This window comes from Flavobacterium sp. LPB0248 (assembly GCF_013388355.1).
Lineage (GTDB): Bacteria > Bacteroidota > Bacteroidia > Flavobacteriales > Flavobacteriaceae > Flavobacterium.
This window is the reverse complement of record NZ_CP058246.1, coordinates 3,390,466-3,408,403: the sequence shown is the minus strand read 5'-3', so window position 1 is coordinate 3,408,403 and position 17,938 is coordinate 3,390,466. Positions and strand designations below refer to the sequence as shown.

31 protein-coding genes are annotated in these 17,938 nt (G+C 34.9%); all 31 read right to left on the bottom strand.

The features are described 5' to 3' along the window. Nucleotides 1–44: 44 nt before the first annotated feature. The 31 genes from carA to fusA all read right to left on the bottom strand — a co-directional run bounded on the left by carA (nucleotide 45) and on the right by fusA (nucleotide 17,936). The gene (carA, locus tag LPB248_RS14375; protein WP_177212027.1) at nucleotides 45–1,154 is read right to left on the bottom strand and encodes a glutamine-hydrolyzing carbamoyl-phosphate synthase small subunit; all 1,110 of its coding nucleotides are present in this window, start codon (nucleotides 1,152–1,154) and stop codon (nucleotides 45–47) included. 245 nt (nucleotides 1,155–1,399) lie between these two features. Further along, nucleotides 1,400–1,891 carry a 50S ribosomal protein L17 gene (gene rplQ, locus LPB248_RS14370; RefSeq protein ID WP_095931493.1) on the bottom strand — a complete coding sequence of 164 codons (492 nt, stop codon included), beginning with the start codon at nucleotides 1,889–1,891 and terminating at the stop codon, nucleotides 1,400–1,402. 62 nt (nucleotides 1,892–1,953) lie between these two features. Further along, on the bottom strand, nucleotides 1,954–2,946 hold the full coding sequence (locus tag LPB248_RS14365; protein WP_008464329.1) for a DNA-directed RNA polymerase subunit alpha: 993 nt from the start codon (nucleotides 2,944–2,946) through the stop codon (nucleotides 1,954–1,956). A 21-nt stretch (nucleotides 2,947–2,967) separates the two neighbouring features. Continuing rightward, nucleotides 2,968–3,573 carry a 30S ribosomal protein S4 gene (rpsD, locus tag LPB248_RS14360; protein ID WP_008464326.1) on the bottom strand — a complete coding sequence of 202 codons (606 nt, stop codon included), beginning with the start codon at nucleotides 3,571–3,573 and terminating at the stop codon, nucleotides 2,968–2,970. A gap of 92 nt (nucleotides 3,574–3,665) precedes the next feature. Next, nucleotides 3,666–4,049, bottom strand: a complete 384-nt coding sequence (gene rpsK / locus LPB248_RS14355; RefSeq protein ID WP_026727866.1) for a 30S ribosomal protein S11 — start codon at nucleotides 4,047–4,049, stop codon at nucleotides 3,666–3,668. An 8-nt stretch (nucleotides 4,050–4,057) separates the two neighbouring features. Further along, nucleotides 4,058–4,432 carry a 30S ribosomal protein S13 gene (gene rpsM, locus LPB248_RS14350; protein WP_008464322.1) on the bottom strand — a complete coding sequence of 125 codons (375 nt, stop codon included), beginning with the start codon at nucleotides 4,430–4,432 and terminating at the stop codon, nucleotides 4,058–4,060. Between the two features lie 2 nt (nucleotides 4,433–4,434). Beyond that, on the bottom strand, nucleotides 4,435–4,551 hold the full coding sequence (gene ykgO, locus LPB248_RS14345; protein WP_002987490.1) for a type B 50S ribosomal protein L36: 117 nt from the start codon (nucleotides 4,549–4,551) through the stop codon (nucleotides 4,435–4,437). A gap of 12 nt (nucleotides 4,552–4,563) precedes the next feature. After that, nucleotides 4,564–4,779, bottom strand: a complete 216-nt coding sequence (gene infA, locus LPB248_RS14340; RefSeq protein ID WP_007136545.1) for a translation initiation factor IF-1 — start codon at nucleotides 4,777–4,779, stop codon at nucleotides 4,564–4,566. A gap of 7 nt (nucleotides 4,780–4,786) precedes the next feature. Beyond that, a complete protein-coding gene (gene secY, locus LPB248_RS14335; protein ID WP_007803669.1) occupies nucleotides 4,787–6,133 on the bottom strand; it encodes a preprotein translocase subunit SecY in 1,347 nt (448 codons plus the stop codon). 13 nt (nucleotides 6,134–6,146) lie between these two features. Then, nucleotides 6,147–6,599 carry a 50S ribosomal protein L15 gene (gene rplO, locus LPB248_RS14330; protein WP_109190654.1) on the bottom strand — a complete coding sequence of 151 codons (453 nt, stop codon included), beginning with the start codon at nucleotides 6,597–6,599 and terminating at the stop codon, nucleotides 6,147–6,149. A gap of 11 nt (nucleotides 6,600–6,610) precedes the next feature. Further along, nucleotides 6,611–6,793 carry a 50S ribosomal protein L30 gene (rpmD, locus tag LPB248_RS14325; protein ID WP_008464315.1) on the bottom strand — a complete coding sequence of 61 codons (183 nt, stop codon included), beginning with the start codon at nucleotides 6,791–6,793 and terminating at the stop codon, nucleotides 6,611–6,613. An 11-nt stretch (nucleotides 6,794–6,804) separates the two neighbouring features. Beyond that, nucleotides 6,805–7,329, bottom strand: a complete 525-nt coding sequence (rpsE, locus tag LPB248_RS14320; RefSeq protein ID WP_085949269.1) for a 30S ribosomal protein S5 — start codon at nucleotides 7,327–7,329, stop codon at nucleotides 6,805–6,807. Between the two features lie 3 nt (nucleotides 7,330–7,332). Continuing rightward, a complete protein-coding gene (gene rplR, locus LPB248_RS14315) occupies nucleotides 7,333–7,683 on the bottom strand; it encodes a 50S ribosomal protein L18 (protein ID WP_109190655.1) in 351 nt (116 codons plus the stop codon). Between the two features lie 11 nt (nucleotides 7,684–7,694). Then, on the bottom strand, nucleotides 7,695–8,237 hold the full coding sequence (gene rplF, locus LPB248_RS14310; RefSeq protein ID WP_177212026.1) for a 50S ribosomal protein L6: 543 nt from the start codon (nucleotides 8,235–8,237) through the stop codon (nucleotides 7,695–7,697). Nucleotides 8,238–8,255: 18 nt separating this feature from the next. After that, nucleotides 8,256–8,654, bottom strand: coding sequence for a 30S ribosomal protein S8 (gene rpsH, locus LPB248_RS14305; protein WP_008464306.1), 399 nt, complete (start codon nucleotides 8,652–8,654; stop codon nucleotides 8,256–8,258). A gap of 104 nt (nucleotides 8,655–8,758) precedes the next feature. Continuing rightward, complete coding sequence (rpsN, locus tag LPB248_RS14300) at nucleotides 8,759–9,028, bottom strand: 30S ribosomal protein S14 (protein WP_031456037.1); 270 nt, start codon at nucleotides 9,026–9,028, stop codon at nucleotides 8,759–8,761. A gap of 3 nt (nucleotides 9,029–9,031) precedes the next feature. Then, a complete protein-coding gene (gene rplE / locus LPB248_RS14295) occupies nucleotides 9,032–9,583 on the bottom strand; it encodes a 50S ribosomal protein L5 (RefSeq protein WP_017495015.1) in 552 nt (183 codons plus the stop codon). Nucleotides 9,584–9,585: 2 nt separating this feature from the next. Further along, a complete protein-coding gene (rplX, locus tag LPB248_RS14290) occupies nucleotides 9,586–9,900 on the bottom strand; it encodes a 50S ribosomal protein L24 (RefSeq protein ID WP_026727873.1) in 315 nt (104 codons plus the stop codon). 12 nt (nucleotides 9,901–9,912) lie between these two features. Then, entirely contained in the window at nucleotides 9,913–10,281 is a 369-nt protein-coding gene (gene rplN / locus LPB248_RS14285; RefSeq protein ID WP_007803649.1) for a 50S ribosomal protein L14, read from the bottom strand. 2 nt (nucleotides 10,282–10,283) lie between these two features. Further along, nucleotides 10,284–10,544 carry a 30S ribosomal protein S17 gene (gene rpsQ, locus LPB248_RS14280; RefSeq protein ID WP_012022485.1) on the bottom strand — a complete coding sequence of 87 codons (261 nt, stop codon included), beginning with the start codon at nucleotides 10,542–10,544 and terminating at the stop codon, nucleotides 10,284–10,286. 17 nt (nucleotides 10,545–10,561) lie between these two features. Beyond that, nucleotides 10,562–10,753, bottom strand: coding sequence for a 50S ribosomal protein L29 (gene rpmC / locus LPB248_RS14275; protein ID WP_008464297.1), 192 nt, complete (start codon nucleotides 10,751–10,753; stop codon nucleotides 10,562–10,564). Nucleotides 10,754–10,765: 12 nt separating this feature from the next. Further along, a complete protein-coding gene (gene rplP, locus LPB248_RS14270; RefSeq protein WP_008464295.1) occupies nucleotides 10,766–11,191 on the bottom strand; it encodes a 50S ribosomal protein L16 in 426 nt (141 codons plus the stop codon). Between the two features lie 19 nt (nucleotides 11,192–11,210). Next, nucleotides 11,211–11,969 carry a 30S ribosomal protein S3 gene (gene rpsC, locus LPB248_RS14265; protein ID WP_177212025.1) on the bottom strand — a complete coding sequence of 253 codons (759 nt, stop codon included), beginning with the start codon at nucleotides 11,967–11,969 and terminating at the stop codon, nucleotides 11,211–11,213. A 5-nt stretch (nucleotides 11,970–11,974) separates the two neighbouring features. Beyond that, complete coding sequence (gene rplV, locus LPB248_RS14260) at nucleotides 11,975–12,388, bottom strand: 50S ribosomal protein L22 (protein ID WP_007803631.1); 414 nt, start codon at nucleotides 12,386–12,388, stop codon at nucleotides 11,975–11,977. 6 nt (nucleotides 12,389–12,394) lie between these two features. Next, complete coding sequence (gene rpsS, locus LPB248_RS14255) at nucleotides 12,395–12,673, bottom strand: 30S ribosomal protein S19 (RefSeq protein WP_008464288.1); 279 nt, start codon at nucleotides 12,671–12,673, stop codon at nucleotides 12,395–12,397. Between the two features lie 6 nt (nucleotides 12,674–12,679). Further along, nucleotides 12,680–13,504: a 50S ribosomal protein L2 gene (gene rplB, locus LPB248_RS14250; RefSeq protein WP_008464287.1), complete on the bottom strand. Its 825-nt coding sequence runs from the start codon at nucleotides 13,502–13,504 to the stop codon at nucleotides 12,680–12,682. Between the two features lie 9 nt (nucleotides 13,505–13,513). Continuing rightward, on the bottom strand, nucleotides 13,514–13,804 hold the full coding sequence (gene rplW / locus LPB248_RS14245; protein WP_008464286.1) for a 50S ribosomal protein L23: 291 nt from the start codon (nucleotides 13,802–13,804) through the stop codon (nucleotides 13,514–13,516). Nucleotides 13,805–13,811: 7 nt separating this feature from the next. Then, the gene (rplD, locus tag LPB248_RS14240; RefSeq protein ID WP_111379744.1) at nucleotides 13,812–14,441 is read right to left on the bottom strand and encodes a 50S ribosomal protein L4; all 630 of its coding nucleotides are present in this window, start codon (nucleotides 14,439–14,441) and stop codon (nucleotides 13,812–13,814) included. Further along, nucleotides 14,441–15,058 carry a 50S ribosomal protein L3 gene (rplC, locus tag LPB248_RS14235; RefSeq protein WP_111379743.1) on the bottom strand — a complete coding sequence of 206 codons (618 nt, stop codon included), beginning with the start codon at nucleotides 15,056–15,058 and terminating at the stop codon, nucleotides 14,441–14,443. Before rplC ends, rplD begins: the two co-directional genes overlap by 1 nt. 405 nt (nucleotides 15,059–15,463) lie before the next feature. Then, on the bottom strand, nucleotides 15,464–15,769 hold the full coding sequence (gene rpsJ, locus LPB248_RS14230) for a 30S ribosomal protein S10 (RefSeq protein ID WP_007803605.1): 306 nt from the start codon (nucleotides 15,767–15,769) through the stop codon (nucleotides 15,464–15,466). A 10-nt stretch (nucleotides 15,770–15,779) separates the two neighbouring features. Then, entirely contained in the window at nucleotides 15,780–17,936 is a 2,157-nt protein-coding gene (fusA, locus tag LPB248_RS14225; RefSeq protein ID WP_111364460.1) for an elongation factor G, read from the bottom strand. Nucleotides 17,937–17,938: the final 2 nt, after the last annotated feature.

The following is a 17,938-nucleotide window of genomic DNA, read 5'->3' as shown; positions in this document are numbered from 1 at the left end:
CGCACTCTCGTCATTAAACACGTTTATTTATTAACTACATCGTTTTAGGCTTTTGCAGTTTTTATGTTCTCCACAAATTGATCAAATAAATATGATGAATCGTGTGGTCCAGGACTCGCCTCTGGGTGATATTGAACCGAGAAACAATTCTTATTCTTCATTCTCATTCCAGCCACTGTTCCATCATTTAAATGTACGTGTGTAATTTCTAAATCAGGATGATTATCTAACTGTTCTTTTTTAACAGCAAAACCGTGATTTTGTGAAGTTATTTCACCTTTACCTGTAATAATATTTTTTACAGGATGATTAATTCCACGGTGCCCATTAAACATTTTATAAGTTTCAACTCCATTCGCAAGACCAATTACCTGATGTCCCAAACAGATTCCAAACAAAGGCTTGTTATCTGCTAATATATCTTTAGCAACTTGAATAGCCCCAAACAAAGGATCTGGATCTCCAGGCCCGTTTGACAAGAAATAGCCATCTGGGTTAAATTCAGACATATCTTTGTAAGTAGAATTAAAAGGATACACTTTAATGTAGCAATCTCTTTTAGCAAGGTTTCTTAAAATGTTCTTTTTAATTCCAAGATCTAAAGCTGAGATTTTATAAGTAGCATTTTCATCACCAAAAAAATATGGCTCTTTAGTAGATACTTTAGAAGCTAATTCAAGTCCTTCCATATTCGGAACGTTAGCCAATTCTTTTTTCAAATCTTCTATTGAAGTACCATCTGTACAGATAACAGCGTTCATTGCACCATTGTCACGAATATAACTAACAAGTGCACGAGTATCTACATCAGAAATACATATTAAATTTTGTTTAGTAAAATAATCCTCTAAACTTCCAGAAGCATTTTCTCTAGAATAATTAAAACTAAAGTTTTTACAAACTAAACCGGCAATTTTAATACTATCAGATTCCACCTCAGAATCATTAACACCATAGTTTCCGATATGTGTATTTGTAGCAACCATTATTTGTCCAAAATAAGAAGGATCAGTAAAAATTTCCTGATACCCAGTCATTCCCGTATTAAAACAAACTTCACCAAAAGTTTTACCGCTAATTCCGATAGATTTTCCGTGAAAGATTGTTCCGTCACTAAGTAATAAAATGGCGCTTTGTCGTGTTGTGTATTTCATTATTTAATTTGTATTGTTTTTTAATCAAGTTATAAAACCAAAATATAGGTTTTAAGTGTAATTAGAATTTTGCAAATTTACTTCTTTAAAATAGCCCTTCCAAGATTTTTTAAAACTTTCATTCGTAAAAATAAAACCTATCATTTTAAATAAGTTACATTTCTTCCGTTTCAAAAAAATCAAAAAAAAAGGATAAACTAAAAATTAGTTTATCCTTGATTTCTATAGAATGATTACTTTCATAATTATTCAGAAGCTTCAGTAGTCGTTTCTGTTTCAGCAGCAGGAGCTTCTGGAGCAGCAGTTTCAGCTTTTTTAGCTTTACCACCACGACGGCTTTTCGCTTTTTTAACTTCTTTTTTACCTCCGTTGTAAAGTTCATTGAAGTCAACAAGTTCGATCATCGCCATATCAGCGTTATCTCCCAAACGATTTCCAACTTTAATGATACGAGTGTATCCTCCTGGACGGTCTCCAACTTTAGCAGCTACATCTCTGAACAAATCAGTTACTGCATATTTACTGCGCAAGTAAGCAAAAACAATACGACGATTATGAGTCGTATCCTCTTTTGATTTTGTGATTAAAGGCTCAACGAATTGTTTAAGCGCTTTAGCTTTAGCAACAGTAGTGTTAATACGTTTGTGCTCAATAAGAGAACAAGCCATATTAGCCAACATAGCTTTTCTATGTCCAGTCTGTCTGCTTAAGTGGTTGAATTTTTTTCCGTGTCTCATGACGTGTTTTTTTTATCTTCATCTTGCTACGATCCACTATGGAGAGCAAAATATGAAGTAAATTATTCTTTATCTAATTTGTATTTAGCTAAATCCATTCCGAAAGTTAAATTCTTCACTGCAACAAGTTCATCAAGTTCAGTTAAAGATTTTTTACCAAAATTACGGAATTTCATTAGGTCATTTTTATTGAACGATACTAAATCACCAAGTGTATCAACTTCAGCCGCTTTCAAGCAATTTAATGCTCTCACAGATAAATCCATATCAACAAGCTTAGTTTTAAGCAATTGTCTCATATGCAATGACTCTTCATCATACGATTCTGTTTGTGCAATTTCGTCAGCCTCAAGTGTAATTCTTTCGTCAGAGAATAACATGAAATGGTGAATTAAAACTTTAGCAGCTTCAGTAAGAGCATCTTTTGGATTAATAGATCCATCAGTTTTGATTTCAAAAACTAATTTTTCGTAATCTGTTTTTTGCTCTACACGGAAATTTTCGATTGCATATTTTACATTTTTTACCGGAGTAAAAATAGAATCTGTAAAAATTGTTCCAATTGCAGCATTCTGTTTTTTGTTCTCTTCAGCAGGAACGTATCCTCTACCTTTCTCGATTGTTAAATCGAAGTTCAATTTGATTTTAGAATCTAAATTACAGATAACAAGGTCTGGATTCAAAACTTGAAAACCTGAGATAAATTTTTGAAAATCACCTGCTGTTAATTGATCTTTACCAGAAACAGAAATAGTAACTGATTCATTATCGATATCTTCAATCTGACGTTTGAAACGTACTTGTTTTAGATTAAGGATAATTTCGGTAACATCCTCAACAACACCTGAAATAGTAGAAAACTCATGATCTACACCTTCGATACGAACAGATGTAATTGCATAACCTTCTAACGCTGAAAGCAAAACTCTTCTAAGTGCATTACCAACTGTCAATCCGTAACCAGGTTCTAAAGGTCTAAACTCAAATTTACCTTCAAAATCGGTTGAATCGATCATGATAACTTTATCGGGCTTTTGAAAATTAAATATTGCCATAAATTTCGACTAAGTCAATTATTATTTGTTGTACAACTCTACGATTAATTGTTCTTTAATGTTTTCTGGAATTTGAAGTCTCGCAGGTACAGAAACGAAAGTTCCTTCTTTAAGATCATTATTCCAAGTAATCCATTCATAAACATGACTTGAATTTGATAAAGAACGTTCGATAGCTTCTAAAGATTTAGATTTTTCACGAACTGCAACTTTATCACCAGGCTTAAGGTGGTAAGAAGGAATATTAACAACCTCTCCATTTACAGTAATGTGTCTGTGAGAAACGATTTGACGCGCACCTCTTCTAGATGGAGCAATTCCCATTCTAAAAACAACATTATCCAATCTTGCTTCGCATAATTGTAATAAAACTTCACCAGTAACTCCTTTAGTAGCTGATGCTTTTTCGAATAAATTTCTGAATTGTTTTTCTAAAATTCCGTAAGAATATTTAGCTTTTTGCTTTTCCATTAACTGGACAGCATACTCAGATTTTTTTCCTCTTTTTTTAGCCATCCCGTGTTGTCCAGGTGGGTAATTTCTTTTTTCGAAAGATTTATCATCTCCGAAGATTGCCTCGCCAAATTTACGAGCGATTTTGGTTTTAGGACCAGTATATCTTGCCATTTTAAAAAAAATTTTAAGGTAGAAATTATGAATTCAGGTCTAATCCTTCGATAATCTATGTTCTACCTTGTTTATACTATAAAAATAAAAAATTAAACTCTACGTCTTTTTGGAGGACGACATCCGTTGTGTGGCATTGGAGTAACATCGATAATCTCTGTAACTTCGATTCCACCGTTATGAATAGAACGGATAGCAGACTCACGTCCGTTACCTGGCCCTTTTACATAAACTTTCACTTTTTTAAGTCCTGCCTCAAGTGCTACTTTAGCGCAATCTTCTGCTGCCATTTGAGCTGCATAAGGAGTATTCTTTTTAGAACCTCTGAAACCCATTTTACCAGCTGAAGACCAAGAGATTACTTCACCTTTCTTATTAGTCAAAGAAATAATAATGTTATTAAAAGTGGCAGAAATATGAGCCTCACCCGTTGATTCAACGATAACTTTACGTTTTTTTGCAGTTGCTTTAGCCATATTACTTATTATTTAGTTGCTTTTTTCTTGTTAGCAACAGTTTTTCTTTTACCTTTTCTTGTTCTTGAGTTGTTTTTAGTTCTCTGCCCTCTTAATGGAAGACCAGATCTATGACGAATACCTCTGTAACATCCGATATCCATTAAACGTTTAATGTTTAAAGAAATTTCAGAACGTAATTCTCCTTCAATTTTGTAAAATGAAACAGCTTCACGAATCGCTCCGATTTCATCATCATTCCAATCTTGAACTTTTTTATCTTGGCTAACTTGAGCTTTTTCTAAAATCTCAATAGCTCTACTTTTTCCTAATCCAAAGATATAGGTAAGTGCGATAACACCTCTTTTGTTTTTTGGGATATCTACCCCTGCTATTCTTGCCATAATTATCCTTGTCTTTGTTTAAATCTAGGATTCTTTTTGTTTATTACGTACAGTCTCCCTTTTCTACGCACGATAATGCACTCGGCACTTCTCTTTTTTACTGATGCTCTAACTTTCATAGTGAATATCCTTTAATATCGATAAGTAATTCTTGCTTTTGACAAATCGTAAGGACTCATTTCTAGTTTCACTTTATCACCAGGTAATAACTTGATATAATGCATTCGCATTTTTCCAGAAATATGAGCAATTACAATATGTCCATTTTCTAACTCCACACGGAACATCGCATTTGATAATGCTTCAATGATTGATCCGTCTTGTTCTATTGCTGATTGTTTTGCCATAAATATATTAAGCTACCGCTTTTCTATTTTTACCAGTCTTCATTAAACCATCATAATGTTTGTTTAACAAGTATGAATTGATTTGTTGAATAGTATCTATTGCAACTCCAACCATAATTATTAATGAGGTACCTCCAAAAAACATTGCCCAAGATTGTTGTACATCCATAATACTTACAACAATAGCTGGGAACACAGCAATCAAAGCAAGGAATAAAGATCCTGGGAAAGTTATTAAAGACATCACTTTATCTAGGAAATCAGAAGTTTCTGCTCCAGGACGTACGCCTGGAATAAAACCACCGCTTCTCTTTAAATCATCAGCCATTTTATTAGTAGGTACAGTGATTGCAGTATAAAAGAATGTAAATACAATAATTAAAGTTGCAAAAACAAAATTATACCAGAAACCAAACATATTACTAAATGCACCAACAATAGATTGTGATGTATCTGATTTAGACAATCCAGCTACAGCAGCAGGAATAAACATAATTGCCTGAGCAAAAATGATTGGCATAACCCCAGAAGCATTAAGCTTAAGAGGAATCCATTGTCTATTACCTCCAGCCAAATCTTGTTCGTAATCTCCTGTAGTTGTACGACGAGCATACTGTACAGGGATTCTACGTACTGCCATTGTAAGCAACACACAAGATATAATAACTAATAACCACACAATAATTTCAATAACTAATAACATTGGACCTCCATTGTTATTGGTAACACGAGTTGTAAACTCTTGGATAAAAGCTTGTGGTAAACGAGCTAAAATACCAACCATAATTAACAATGAAATACCATTTCCAATACCTTTATCTGTAATCTTCTCACCAAGCCACATAGCAAAAATTGTACCAGTAACCAAAATGATAACAGACGAGAACAAAAATTCAGGAGAATTAAAGCCTAGCAAAAATGCATTACTAGGCAATGTTCTGTATAAATTATAGATATAAGTTGGACCTTGAACCAATGTGATAGCGATTGTCAACCAACGAGTGATTTGATTAATCTTTTTTCTACCACTTTCCCCATCATTTTGAAGTTTTTGTAAATATGGAATCGCAATCCCCATCAACTGAACAACAATAGACGCAGAAATATAAGGCATGATACCTAAAGCAAAAACTGAAGCCTTAGAGAAAGCACCCCCGGTGAACATGTCTAGAATAGATCCTAGACCATTTTTAGTTTGTCCCGCTAAACCAGTCAATTGCGTTGCGTCAATTCCAGGAAGCGTAACGTGTGCTCCAAAACGATATACTAAAAGTAAACCTAATGTAATTAAGATTCTATTTTTTAGTTCTTCGATTTTCCAAACATTACTTATTGATTCAATAAATTTCTTCATCTTAATAGATAAGTTATATAGTTACAGCTTCTCCACCAGCAGCTTCAATCGCAGCTTTTGCAGTAGCAGTAAATTTGTGGGCAGTTACTTTTAATTTTGCTTTCAATTCTCCTCTACCTAAAATCTTAACGATTTCATTTTTAGTAGCTAGACGATTTGCTACGAAATCTGTCATAGAAACAGAATCAGTAATTACACCGTTATCAACTAATAATTGAAGAGTATCTAAATTAACACCTTCGTATTCTTTACGATTGATGTTTTTGAAACCAAACTTAGGTACACGTCTTTGAAGTGGCATCTGCCCTCCTTCAAAACCAATCTTTTTAGAATAACCAGAACGAGATTTTGCTCCTTTGTGTCCACGTGCAGCGGTACCACCTTTTCCAGAACCTTCTCCTCTACCTAATCTTTTATTTTGATTGTGTGTAGATCCCTCAGCAGGTTGTAAGTTACTTAAATTCATAACAGTATTTGTTATTTAGCTTCTTCTACAGAAACTAAGTGTTTAACTTTGTTTATCATCCCAAGGATAGCAGGATTTGACTCATGCTCCACAACTTGTCCAATTTTACGTAGACCTAAAGCTTCCAACCCTCTCTTTTGAGAAAGAGGACAGTTGATTTTGCTTCTTACTTGTTTTACTAATAATTTAGCCATAATTTCCTGAATTAACCTTTAAAAACTTTCTCTAAAGAAACACCTCTCTGTTTTGCAACAGTATGAGCGCTTCTCATTTGCAATAAAGCATCAAAAGTTGCTTTTACTACGTTATGTGGATTTGACGATCCTTGAGATTTAGACAATACATCGTGAATACCCACTGACTCAAGAACTGAACGAACAGCTCCACCAGCAATAACTCCAGTACCATGAGACGCTGGAATTAAGAATACACGTGCACCACCAAATTTACCTTTTTGTTCGTGAGGAACAGATTGTCCATTTAAAGGAATTCTAACTAAGTTTTTCTTAGCATCTTCTACTGCTTTCGCAATTGCTTCCGAAACGTCTTTAGATTTTCCTAATCCATGACCAACTACTCCATTTTCATCACCTACAACTACAATAGCAGAAAAACCAAAAGCTCTACCACCTTTTGTAACTTTAGTAACACGATTAACACTAACTAGACGATCTTTAAGTTCAAGACCACTAGGTTTTACCAATTCTACATTTTTGTATTTAGACATAATATATTAGAATTTAAGTCCAGCGGCTCTTGCGCCTTCTGCTAATGATTTAATACGACCGTGATATAAATATCCACCTCTATCAAAAGTGATGGTATCAATCCCAGCTTTTAACGCTTTCTCTGCAACTAATTTTCCAACAGCAGCAGCGATTTCAACGTTAGTACCTTTTCCTATTTCTTTTTCTCTCGAAGATGCAGCTAATATAGTAACTCCATTTACATCATCAATGATTTGAGCATAAATTTCTTTGTTACTTCTAAAAACAGAAAGTCTAGGTCTTGCAGCTGAACCACTAACCGATTTTCTAATTCTGAATTTAATTCTCTGTCTTCTTTCAGATTTTGTTAATGACATAATCTTATATTTTAAGCTGATTTACCTGCTTTTCTTCTTAATACTTCACCCACAAATTTAACACCTTTTCCTTTGTACGGCTCTGGCTTACGGAAACCTCTGATTTTCGCAGCAACTTGCCCTAAAAGTTGTTTATCAAATGATGTTAATTTTACGATTGGGTTCTTACCTTTTTCAGATACTGTTTCTAAAGATACTTCAGGAGCAATCTCTAAAACAATATTGTGAGAATATCCAAGAGCTAAATCTAATTTTTGACCTTGGTTTGAAGCTCTATAACCAACTCCAACTAATTCTAGTTCTTTTGTGAAACCTTCAGAAACACCAACAACCATATTACTGATCAAAGATCTGAATAATCCGTGTTTTGCTCTGTGGTCTTTATGATCAGACGATCTTTCAACTAAAACTTGATCGCCTTCAACAGTTACATTTACGTCCGAAAACTCTTGAACTAGTTGACCTCTTTTTCCTTTTACTGTAATAATACCGTCTTTAACTTCTACAGTTACACCAGCAGGGATTACAATTGGGCTTTTACCTATTCTTGACATCTTATCTAGTGTTTAAAATTAGTATACGTAACAAATTACTTCACCACCTACATTTAATTGCTTAGCTTGTTTTCCAGTCATCAAACCTTTTGATGTAGAAACAATAGCAATTCCCAATCCGTTAAGGATTCTAGGTAATTTGGCAGCACCTGCGTACTTACGTAAACCAGGTTTACTAATTCTTTGGATATCTTTAATTACAGGCTCTTTAGTATCTTTATCATACTTTAAAGCAATTTTGATAGAACCTTGAACTGTGTTCTGCTCAAATTTGTAACTTAAGATGTAACCTTGATCAAATAAGATCTTAGTTATCTCTTTTTTAAGATTAGAAGCTGGAATTTCAACAACTTTGTGGTTTGCAGCCACAGCGTTACGAACTCTAGTCAAATAATCTGCAATAGGATCTGTATACATATGTATTTGATTGCGATTATGGTTTTCGGGAGACACCCGTCTCCCGAACCTTTAATCAATTAAAATTATTTTTTGGTTTGCAAAAGTAATAACTTATTGCGAGATTACCAAGATGCCTTTTTAACACCAGGAATTAATCCATTATTAGCCATTTCACGGAAAGTTACACGAGAAATACCAAATTGACGAATATAACCTCTTGGTCTACCTGTTAATTTACAACGGTTATGCAAACGAACTGGTGAAGCATTTTTAGGTAATTTTTGTAGGCCTTCATAATCTCCAGCTTCTAATAAAGCTTTTCTTTTTTCAGCATACTTAGCTACCGTTTTCTCTCTTTTAACCTCACGGGCTTTCATTGATTCTTTAGCCATGTCTTAATTCTTTTTAAAAGGTAATCCTAATTCAGCCAATAATGACTTTGCTTCCTTGTCTGTTTTTGCAGTAGTAACAAAAGTAATATCCATTCCTGAAATTTTGTTTACTTTGTCAATATCAATTTCTGGGAAAATGATTTGCTCTAAAACTCCAAGATTATAGTTACCTCTTCCGTCGAAACCTGTAGCTTTAATACCACTGAAATCTCTAACACGTGGCAAAGCAGAAGTAATAAGTCTATCTAAAAACTCATACATTCTTTCTCCACGTAAAGTAACTTTTGCTCCAATAGGCATTCCTTTTCTCAATTTGAAAGACGCAACGTCTTTCTTAGAGATTGTAGAAACTGCTTTTTGTCCAGTGATCTTTGTTAACTCATCAACAGCATAGTCAATAAGTTTTTTATCAGATACAGCTGCACCAACTCCACGGCTCAAAACGATTTTTTCAAGTTTAGGAACTTGCATTACGTTTGTATATCCGAACTCCTCTTTAAGAGCAGAGATTACTCTACTCTTATATTCTTCTTTTAGTCTAGGTGTATATGCCATTACTATAGTACTTGATTAGATTTTTTTGAAAATCTTACTTTCTTATCTCCTTCTACTCTAATACCTACTCTAGTTGTTTCCTTAGTTTTAGGATCAATTAAAGCAATGTTAGAAATTTGAATAGAAGCTTCTTTCTTAACGATACCACCTTGAGGGTTTTTAGCACTTGGTTTTGTATGTTTTGAAACCATGTTTACACCTTCAACTATCGCTTTATTTTTCTCACGGTAAACACGTAAAACTTTACCTTCAGCACCTTTATGGTCCCCAGCAATAACTCTTACGATATCTCCTGATTTTATTTTTAGCTTTATCATCTTAAAAACGAATTAAAGCACTTCTGGTGCTAATGATACAATTTTCATGAATTGTTTTTCACGAAGTTCTCTTGCTACCGGACCAAAAACACGAGTTCCTCTCATTTCACCTGCAGCATTCAAAAGAACACATGCATTGTCATCGAAACGGATATAAGAACCATCAGCTCTTCTCACTTCTTTTTTAGTACGTACAACAACTGCAGTTGAAACAGCTCCTTTTTTCACGTTTCCGTTTGGAGTTGCATCTTTGATAGAAACTACAATTTTGTCACCAACAGAGGCATATCTTCTTTTAGTACCTCCTAAAACACGAATAGTTAAAACTTCTTTAGCTCCCGTGTTATCTGCTACTTTTAGTCTTGATTCTTGTTGTACCATAATTATTTAGCTCTTTCTAAGATTTCAACTAATCTCCAACATTTTGTTTTACTTAAAGGACGCGTTTCGCTAATTCTTACAGTATCACCAATGTTACAGTCGTTTGTTTCGTCGTGTGCAACATATTTCTTAGTTTTCAACACGAACTTACCGTATAATGGGTGTTTTACTTTTCTTACTTCAGAAATCACGATAGACTTATCCATCTTGTTTGAAGTAACAACACCTATTCTTTCTTTTCTTAAATTTCTTTTTTCTTCCATCTTTCAGCAGAATACAATTATTGTAACTCTCTTTTAGTTAACTCTGTAGCTAATCTTGCAACTGTTCTTCTAACGCTTCTAATTTGAAGTGGGTTAGCAATTGGAGAGATTGCGTGAGCCATTTTTAGGTCAGCATATACTTTCTTAGTTTGACTAAGCTTTTCTTGCAACTCCGCTGCAGAAAGATCTTTTATTTCTGATTGTTTCATAATAAATATAAATTATGCTTCGAAATCTCTAGCAACGACGAACTTAGTTTTTACTGGAAGTTTTTGAGCTGCAAGACGTAAAGCCTCTTTTGCAACTGACAATGGAACTCCTCCAACTTCAAACATAATTCTTCCTGGTTTAACAACAGCAGCCCAATACTCAACTGCTCCTTTACCTTTACCCATACGTACTTCAAGAGGTTTCTTAGTAATAGGTTTGTCTGGAAAAATTTTAATCCATAATTGTCCCTCTCTTTTCATGTAACGAGTTGCAGCGATACGTGCAGCTTCGATTTGACGAGAAGTTAAGAACATTCCATCTTCATGTACAGATTTAATACCAAACATTCCATTTGAAAGCTCATGCCCTCTTTGAGAGTTACCTTTCATTCTACCTTTTTGTACCTTACGGTATTTTGTTCTTTTAGGCTGTAACATTTTTCTTTAGTTTAAAAATTTACTTTCTTTTACGAGCGTCTGGTTTTCCACCTTTGTTAAAGTTAGATTTGCCTCTAGGAGCATCTCCACCTTTTCCACCACCTGCACCAGATTGTTTTTTGTCCATTCCAGCAAGTGGAGAAAGTTCTCTCTTACCATAAACTTCACCTTTCATGATCCATACTTTAATTCCCATTCTACCGTAAGTAGTATGAGCTTCAGCAAGAGCATAATCAATGTCAGCTCTGAAAGTTGATAGAGGAATTCTACCTTCTTTGAAACCTTCCGAACGCGCCATCTCAGCTCCATTCAAACGACCAGAAATCAAAACTTTGATACCCTCAGCGTTCATACGCATAGAAGCAGCAATAGCCATTTTGATTGCACGTCTGTAAGAAATACGGCTTTCGATTTGACGAGCGATGCTTGTCGCCACAAGATAAGCATCTAACTCAGGTCTTTTAATTTCAAAGATATTGATTTGAACCTCTTTGTCAGTAACTTTCTTAAGTTCTTCTTTTAACTTGTCTACCTCTTGTCCACCTTTTCCGATAATGATACCAGGTCTAGCAGTAGTGATAGTAACGGTTACAAGTTTCAAAGTTCTCTCGATGATTACTTTTGATACACTAGCTTTTGATAAACGAGCATGGATATACTTTCTGATTTTGTGATCTTCGGCTAATTTATCACCGTAATCATTTCCACCATACCAGTTTGAGTCCCATCCTCTGATGATACCAAGTCTATTTCCAATTGGATTTGTCTTTTGTCCCATGCTGCTTAAGAATTGCTTTGTGTGTTATTGATAGCTCCAAGCACGATTGTAACGTGATTAGAACGTTTTCTTATTCTGTGTGCACGACCTTGTGGAGCTGGACGAAGTCTTTTTAACATCATTCCACCATCTACTCTGATCTCTTTAACAAATAATCCAGCCTCTTCTAAATTACCTTCACTATTTTTTTGCTCCCAGTTATTGATTGCAGACAATAATAGTTTTTCTAATTTTCTTGAAGCTTCTTTAGAACTGAATCTTAAAATGTTAAGTGCTCTTTCCACCTTCTGACCTCTTACCAAGTCCGCTACTAAGCGCATTTTTCTAGGTGAAGTAGGGCAGTTATTCAATTTTGCGAAAGCAATAGACTTATTAGCCTCTTTTCTCGCATCTGCTGTTTCTCTTTTACGAACTCCCATTGCTTCTTATTTTTTACCTTTATTTTTTGCTCCAGCATGACCTCTAAAAGATCTAGTTGGTGAAAACTCTCCTAATTTGTGACCTACCATGTTTTCTGTTACGTAAACTGGTACAAATTGACGACCGTTATGAACTGCGATAGTTTGTCCAACGAAATCTGGAGTAATCATTGAAGCTCTAGACCAAGTCTTAACAACTGCATTTTTACCACTTTCTACGTTTTCTTGAACTTTCTTGTCTAATTTATAATGAACGAAAGGTCCTTTTTTTAATGAACGTGCCATATCTTATTATTTCTTTCTACGTTCTACGATATACTTGTTACTCGGGTTTTTCTTAGAACGAGTTCTGTAACCTTTAGCTGGCAATCCGTTTCTTGAACGTGGGTGCCCTCCAGAAGAACGTCCTTCACCACCTCCCATAGGGTGATCAACAGGGTTCATCGCTACTGGTCTAGTTCTAGGTCTTCTTCCTAACCATCTTGTTCTACCCGCTTTTCCAGATACAACTAATTGGTGGTCAGAGTTAGAAACAGCTCCAATTGTAGCCGAACAAGTTAACAAGATTAATCTTGTCTCACCAGATGGCATTTTAATTGTTGCATATTTCCCGTCTCTTGCCATTAACTGAGCAAAAGTTCCAGCTGAACGAGCAATAACAGCTCCTTGTCCTGGACGTAACTCAATACAAGATATAACAGTTCCAAGAGGAATTCTGCTTAAAGGTAATGTATTACCGATTTCTGGCTGAGACTCTGGACCAGAAACTAATTTCTGACCAACTTTCAATCCATTTTGAGCGATAATATAAGTTTTCTCTCCATCAGCGTAAGCTAATAAAGCGATAAATGCAGTACGATTTGGATCATACTCGATTGATTTCACTGTAGCTGGAATTCCATCTTTAGTTCTTTTGAAATCAATGATACGATATCTCTGCTTGTGACCACCACCCGTATAACGCATGGTCATCTTTCCTTGACTATTTCTACCTCCTGAGTTTTTTATCGGTGCTATCAAAGAGCGTTCCGGCTTATCAGTTGTAATAGCGTCATAACCATTCACAACTCTAAATCGCTGACCCGGGGTAATAGGTTTTAATTTTCTTACTGACATTTTTCTATCTTAGATATTGTTGTAAAAATCAATTGTTTCTCCTTCTTGTACTTGAACAATTGCTTTTTTATATGCATTTGTCTTTCCACTGATTAAACCACTTTTAGTGTATTTAGTAGATCTATCTGGTCTCACATTCATTGTGTTAACAGAAACGATAGTTACTCCATAAGCAGCCTCAACAGCTTTCTTAATCTCAACTTTGTTTGCTTTTTTGTTAACAACGAATCCGAAGCGGTTTAGAACTTCACTTTCTTTGGTTACTTTTTCCGTTACTATAGGTCTAATAATGATGCTCATATTCCTATTATTTACTTAAATTTTCTTCAATTAACTCTAAAGAACCTTCCAAAAGCACTAAATTATTAGCGTTTAATATTGCGTAAGTGCTTAATTCTGAGCTAGTTACGACATTTGAAGCCTTTAAATTGCGTGACGACAAATATACGTTTTTATTCGACTCACCCAACACAAATAGAGATTTTTTATTTTCTAACCCTAAAGCTTTCAAAACGTTAATGAAATTTTTAGTGTTTGGCGCTTCAAAATTAAAGTCTTCTAAAACCACAATATTTGACTCTTTTGCTTTGATTGAGAAAGCTGATTTTCTAGCTAATCTCTTCAAGCCTTTATTCAATTTGAATGAATAACTTCTTGGTCTTGGTCCGAAAACTGTTCCACCACCTTTAAACAAAGGATTCTTAACACTTCCTGCACGAGCAGTACCAGTTCCTTTTTGTTTTTTAATCTTACGCGTACTTCCAGTTACTTCAGCTCTTTCTTTAGCTTTGTGAGTACCTTGTCTTTGATTAGCAAGATATTGCTTAACATCAAGATATACAGCGTGATTGTTTGGTTCAATTGCGAATACTGAATCAGAAAGTTGAACTTTTCTTCCAGTATCTTTTCCGTTGAAATCTAATACTTTTACTTCCATTACTTCTGAATGATTACATAAGAGTTTTTGTGCCCAGGAACACATCCTTTAACAACAAGTAGATTCTTATCAGCAACTACTTTTAAAACTCTAAGGTTTTGAACTTTTACATTTTCTCCTCCCATTCTTCCAGCCATACGCATTCCTTTGAATACTCTAGATGGATAAGAAGAAGCTCCTACAGAACCTGGCGCTCTTAAACGGTTGTGCTGACCATGAGTAGCTTGTCCAACACCACCAAAACCGTGACGTTTAACAACACCCTGGAAACCTTTACCTTTAGACACACCTTGTACATCTACAAATTCTCCTTCTTCAAAAATAGTAACATCAATAAGATCTCCTAATTTTTGTTCAGTTGCAAAATCTTGGAATTCAACGACTTTTTTCTTAGCAACAGTTCCAGCTTTTTTAAAGTGACCTAAAGCCGCTTTAGTAGAATGTTTCTCGTTTTTGTCATCGAAACCAAGTTGCAACGCTTCATACCCGTCAACCTCGTTGGTTCTGACTTGGGTAACAACACATGGTCCAGCTTCGATTACTGTACAAGGAATATTTTTCCCGTTTTCGTCGAAGATACTAGTCATGCCGATTTTCTTACCAATTAACCCAGACATAAATATTAATTATTAATTACTAAAATTCCCTTCAATTTGAAAATAACAGAAATTTCCAAACAGGGAGTGCAAAAGTAGATATTAAAATTGAATAAACCAAACAGTTAGAAAAATTAAATCGCTCATTATCAAAATCCAAGCCTCAAAATACCAACAAAAGAAACTTTTTTACCACAAAAACCCAAGCTCTTATTCACCACATAAAAAGACTTTTTACTTAACAATTAAATAATACAATCGCGACACCAAACACCCGCACTACCTTTAAACAAAGGCTTTTACAAAAACATCCAAGATTTAAAAAAAATAAAAAAATCACAAAACACACATCTCAAAATCATATTTCACAAACAAAAAAAGCGAGGCATTACTACCTCGCTTTTTATATAAAAAAATATAATAAAATTATACTTTAATTTCAACTTCAACTCCACTTGGCAATTCAAGTTTCATTAAAGCATCAATAGTTTTAGATGAAGATGAATAAATATCAATCAATCTCTTGTATGACATTACTTCAAATTGCTCTCTCGCTTTTTTGTTAACGTGCGGAGAACGCAATACAGTGAAAAGTTTTTTGTGAGTTGGCAACGGAATTGGACCTGTTACAACCGCTCCAGTAGTTTTTACTGTTTTTACGATCTTTTCAGCAGATTTATCTACCAACATGTGATCGTAAGATTTTAGTTTTATTCTGATTTTTTGACTCATTTTCTTAAAATTAAGCGTTACCTTTTGCTTTTTTGATTACCTCTTCTGAAATATTAGAAGGTGTTTCTGCATAGTGAGAAAACTCCATTGTTGAAGTTGCTCTACCAGAAGATAATGTTCTTAATGTAGTAACATAACCAAACATTTCTGATAAAGGCACATCAGCTTTAATAGTTTTAGCACCATTTCTATCACCCATGTCATTAACCTGACCTCTACGACGGTTCAAATCACCTACGATATCACCCATATTTTCTTCAGGAGTAATAACTTCGATTTTCATGATTGGCTCAAGAATAACAGCTCCAGCAGCACGTCCAGATTCTTTATAACCCATTCTAGCAGCTAATTCAAAAGAAAGAGCATCAGAATCCACAGGGTGGAAAGATCCATCTAATAAAGTTACTTTTAAACTATCAACAGCATATCCAGCTAATGGACCTGTTTTCATCGCTTCACGGAAACCTTTTTCAACAGCAGGGATATATTCTTTAGGAACGTTACCACCTTTTACCTCATTTACGAACTGTAATCCAACCGGAACTTTACCATCAACTTCATCAGCAGGCTCGATTCTAAATACGATATCACCGAATTTACCACGACCTCCAGATTGTTTTTTGTAAGTTTCTCTATGTTGAGCAGATTTAGTAAACGCCTCTTTGTACTCTACTTGTGGCTCACCTTGGTTAACCTCTACTTTAAACTCACGTTTCATACGATCAACTAAGATATCTAAGTGAAGCTCACCCATACCAGAAATAATAGTTTGACCAGAAGCCTCGTCAGTTCTTACAGTAAATGTTGGATCCTCTTCAGCTAATTTAGCCAAAGCCATACCCATTTTATCAACGTCAGCTTTAGTTTTAGGTTCGATAGCAATACCAATTACCGGCTCTGGGAATTTCATAGATTCCAAGATAATTGGACTCTTTTCATCACACAAAGTATCCCCAGTTTTAATATCTTTAAATCCTACAGCAGCTCCAATATCTCCAGCCTCAATAAATTCGATTGGATTTTGTTTGTTAGCGTGCATTTGGTAAATACGAGAGATTCTCTCTTTGTTACCAGAACGAGTATTTAAAACATAAGAACCAGCATCTAAACGTCCAGAGTAAGCACGGAAGAAAGCTAAACGACCTACGAATGGATCAGTAGCAATTTTAAATGCTAAAGCAGCAAACGGCTCTTTTACATCTGGGCGACGTAAGATTTTAGTTTGATCTTCTTCTAACAATTCAGCATCGTCAGGGTGAATTCCTTCAATACCTTCTTTATCTAATGGAGATGGTAAATACTTACAAACAGCATCTAACATAAATTGAACTCCTTTGTTTTTGAAAGAAGAACCAGCAAGCATAGGAATGATTGCCATATCGATAGTTGCAGCTCTTAACGCATTGTTGATTTCTTCCTCTGTAATAGAGTTTTCATCTTCCATGTATTTATCCAAAAGATTCTCGTCGTAAGTTGCAATCTCTTCGATAAGAATAGAACGGTAGTGTTTTACATCATCAACCATATCAGCTGGGATATCAACGATATCAAAAGTAGCTCCTTGAGTCTCATCATGCCATACAATAGCTTGATTTTTCACTAAGTCAACAATACCTTTAAAATCTGCTTCATCACCAATAGGCAAAGTAATTGCAACCGCATTCGATTTCAACATATCTTTAACCTGTCCACATACAGCTAAAAAGTTAGCACCTTGACGGTCCATTTTATTTACGAATCCCATACGAGGAACTCTATATTGATCAGCAAGTCTCCAGTTAGTTTCTGATTGAGGCTCAACACCATCAACAGCACTAAATAAGAAAACTAAACCATCAAGTACACGTAAAGAACGGTTTACCTCTACAGTAAAATCAACGTGTCCAGGAGTATCAATAATATTAAAGTGGTATGGTAATGATTCTGGAATAACTTTACCTTGTACAGTTGGAAAGTTCCAAGTACAAGTTGTAGCAGCAGAAGTAATTGTAATACCTCTTTCCTGCTCTTGAGCCATCCAGTCCATTGTTGCAGCACCATCGTGCACCTCACCAATTTTATGTGACTTTCCAGTATAAAAAAGAATACGCTCAGTTGTTGTTGTTTTACCAGCATCAATGTGAGCAGCGATTCCGATATTTCTTGTATATTTTAAATCTCTAGCCATTT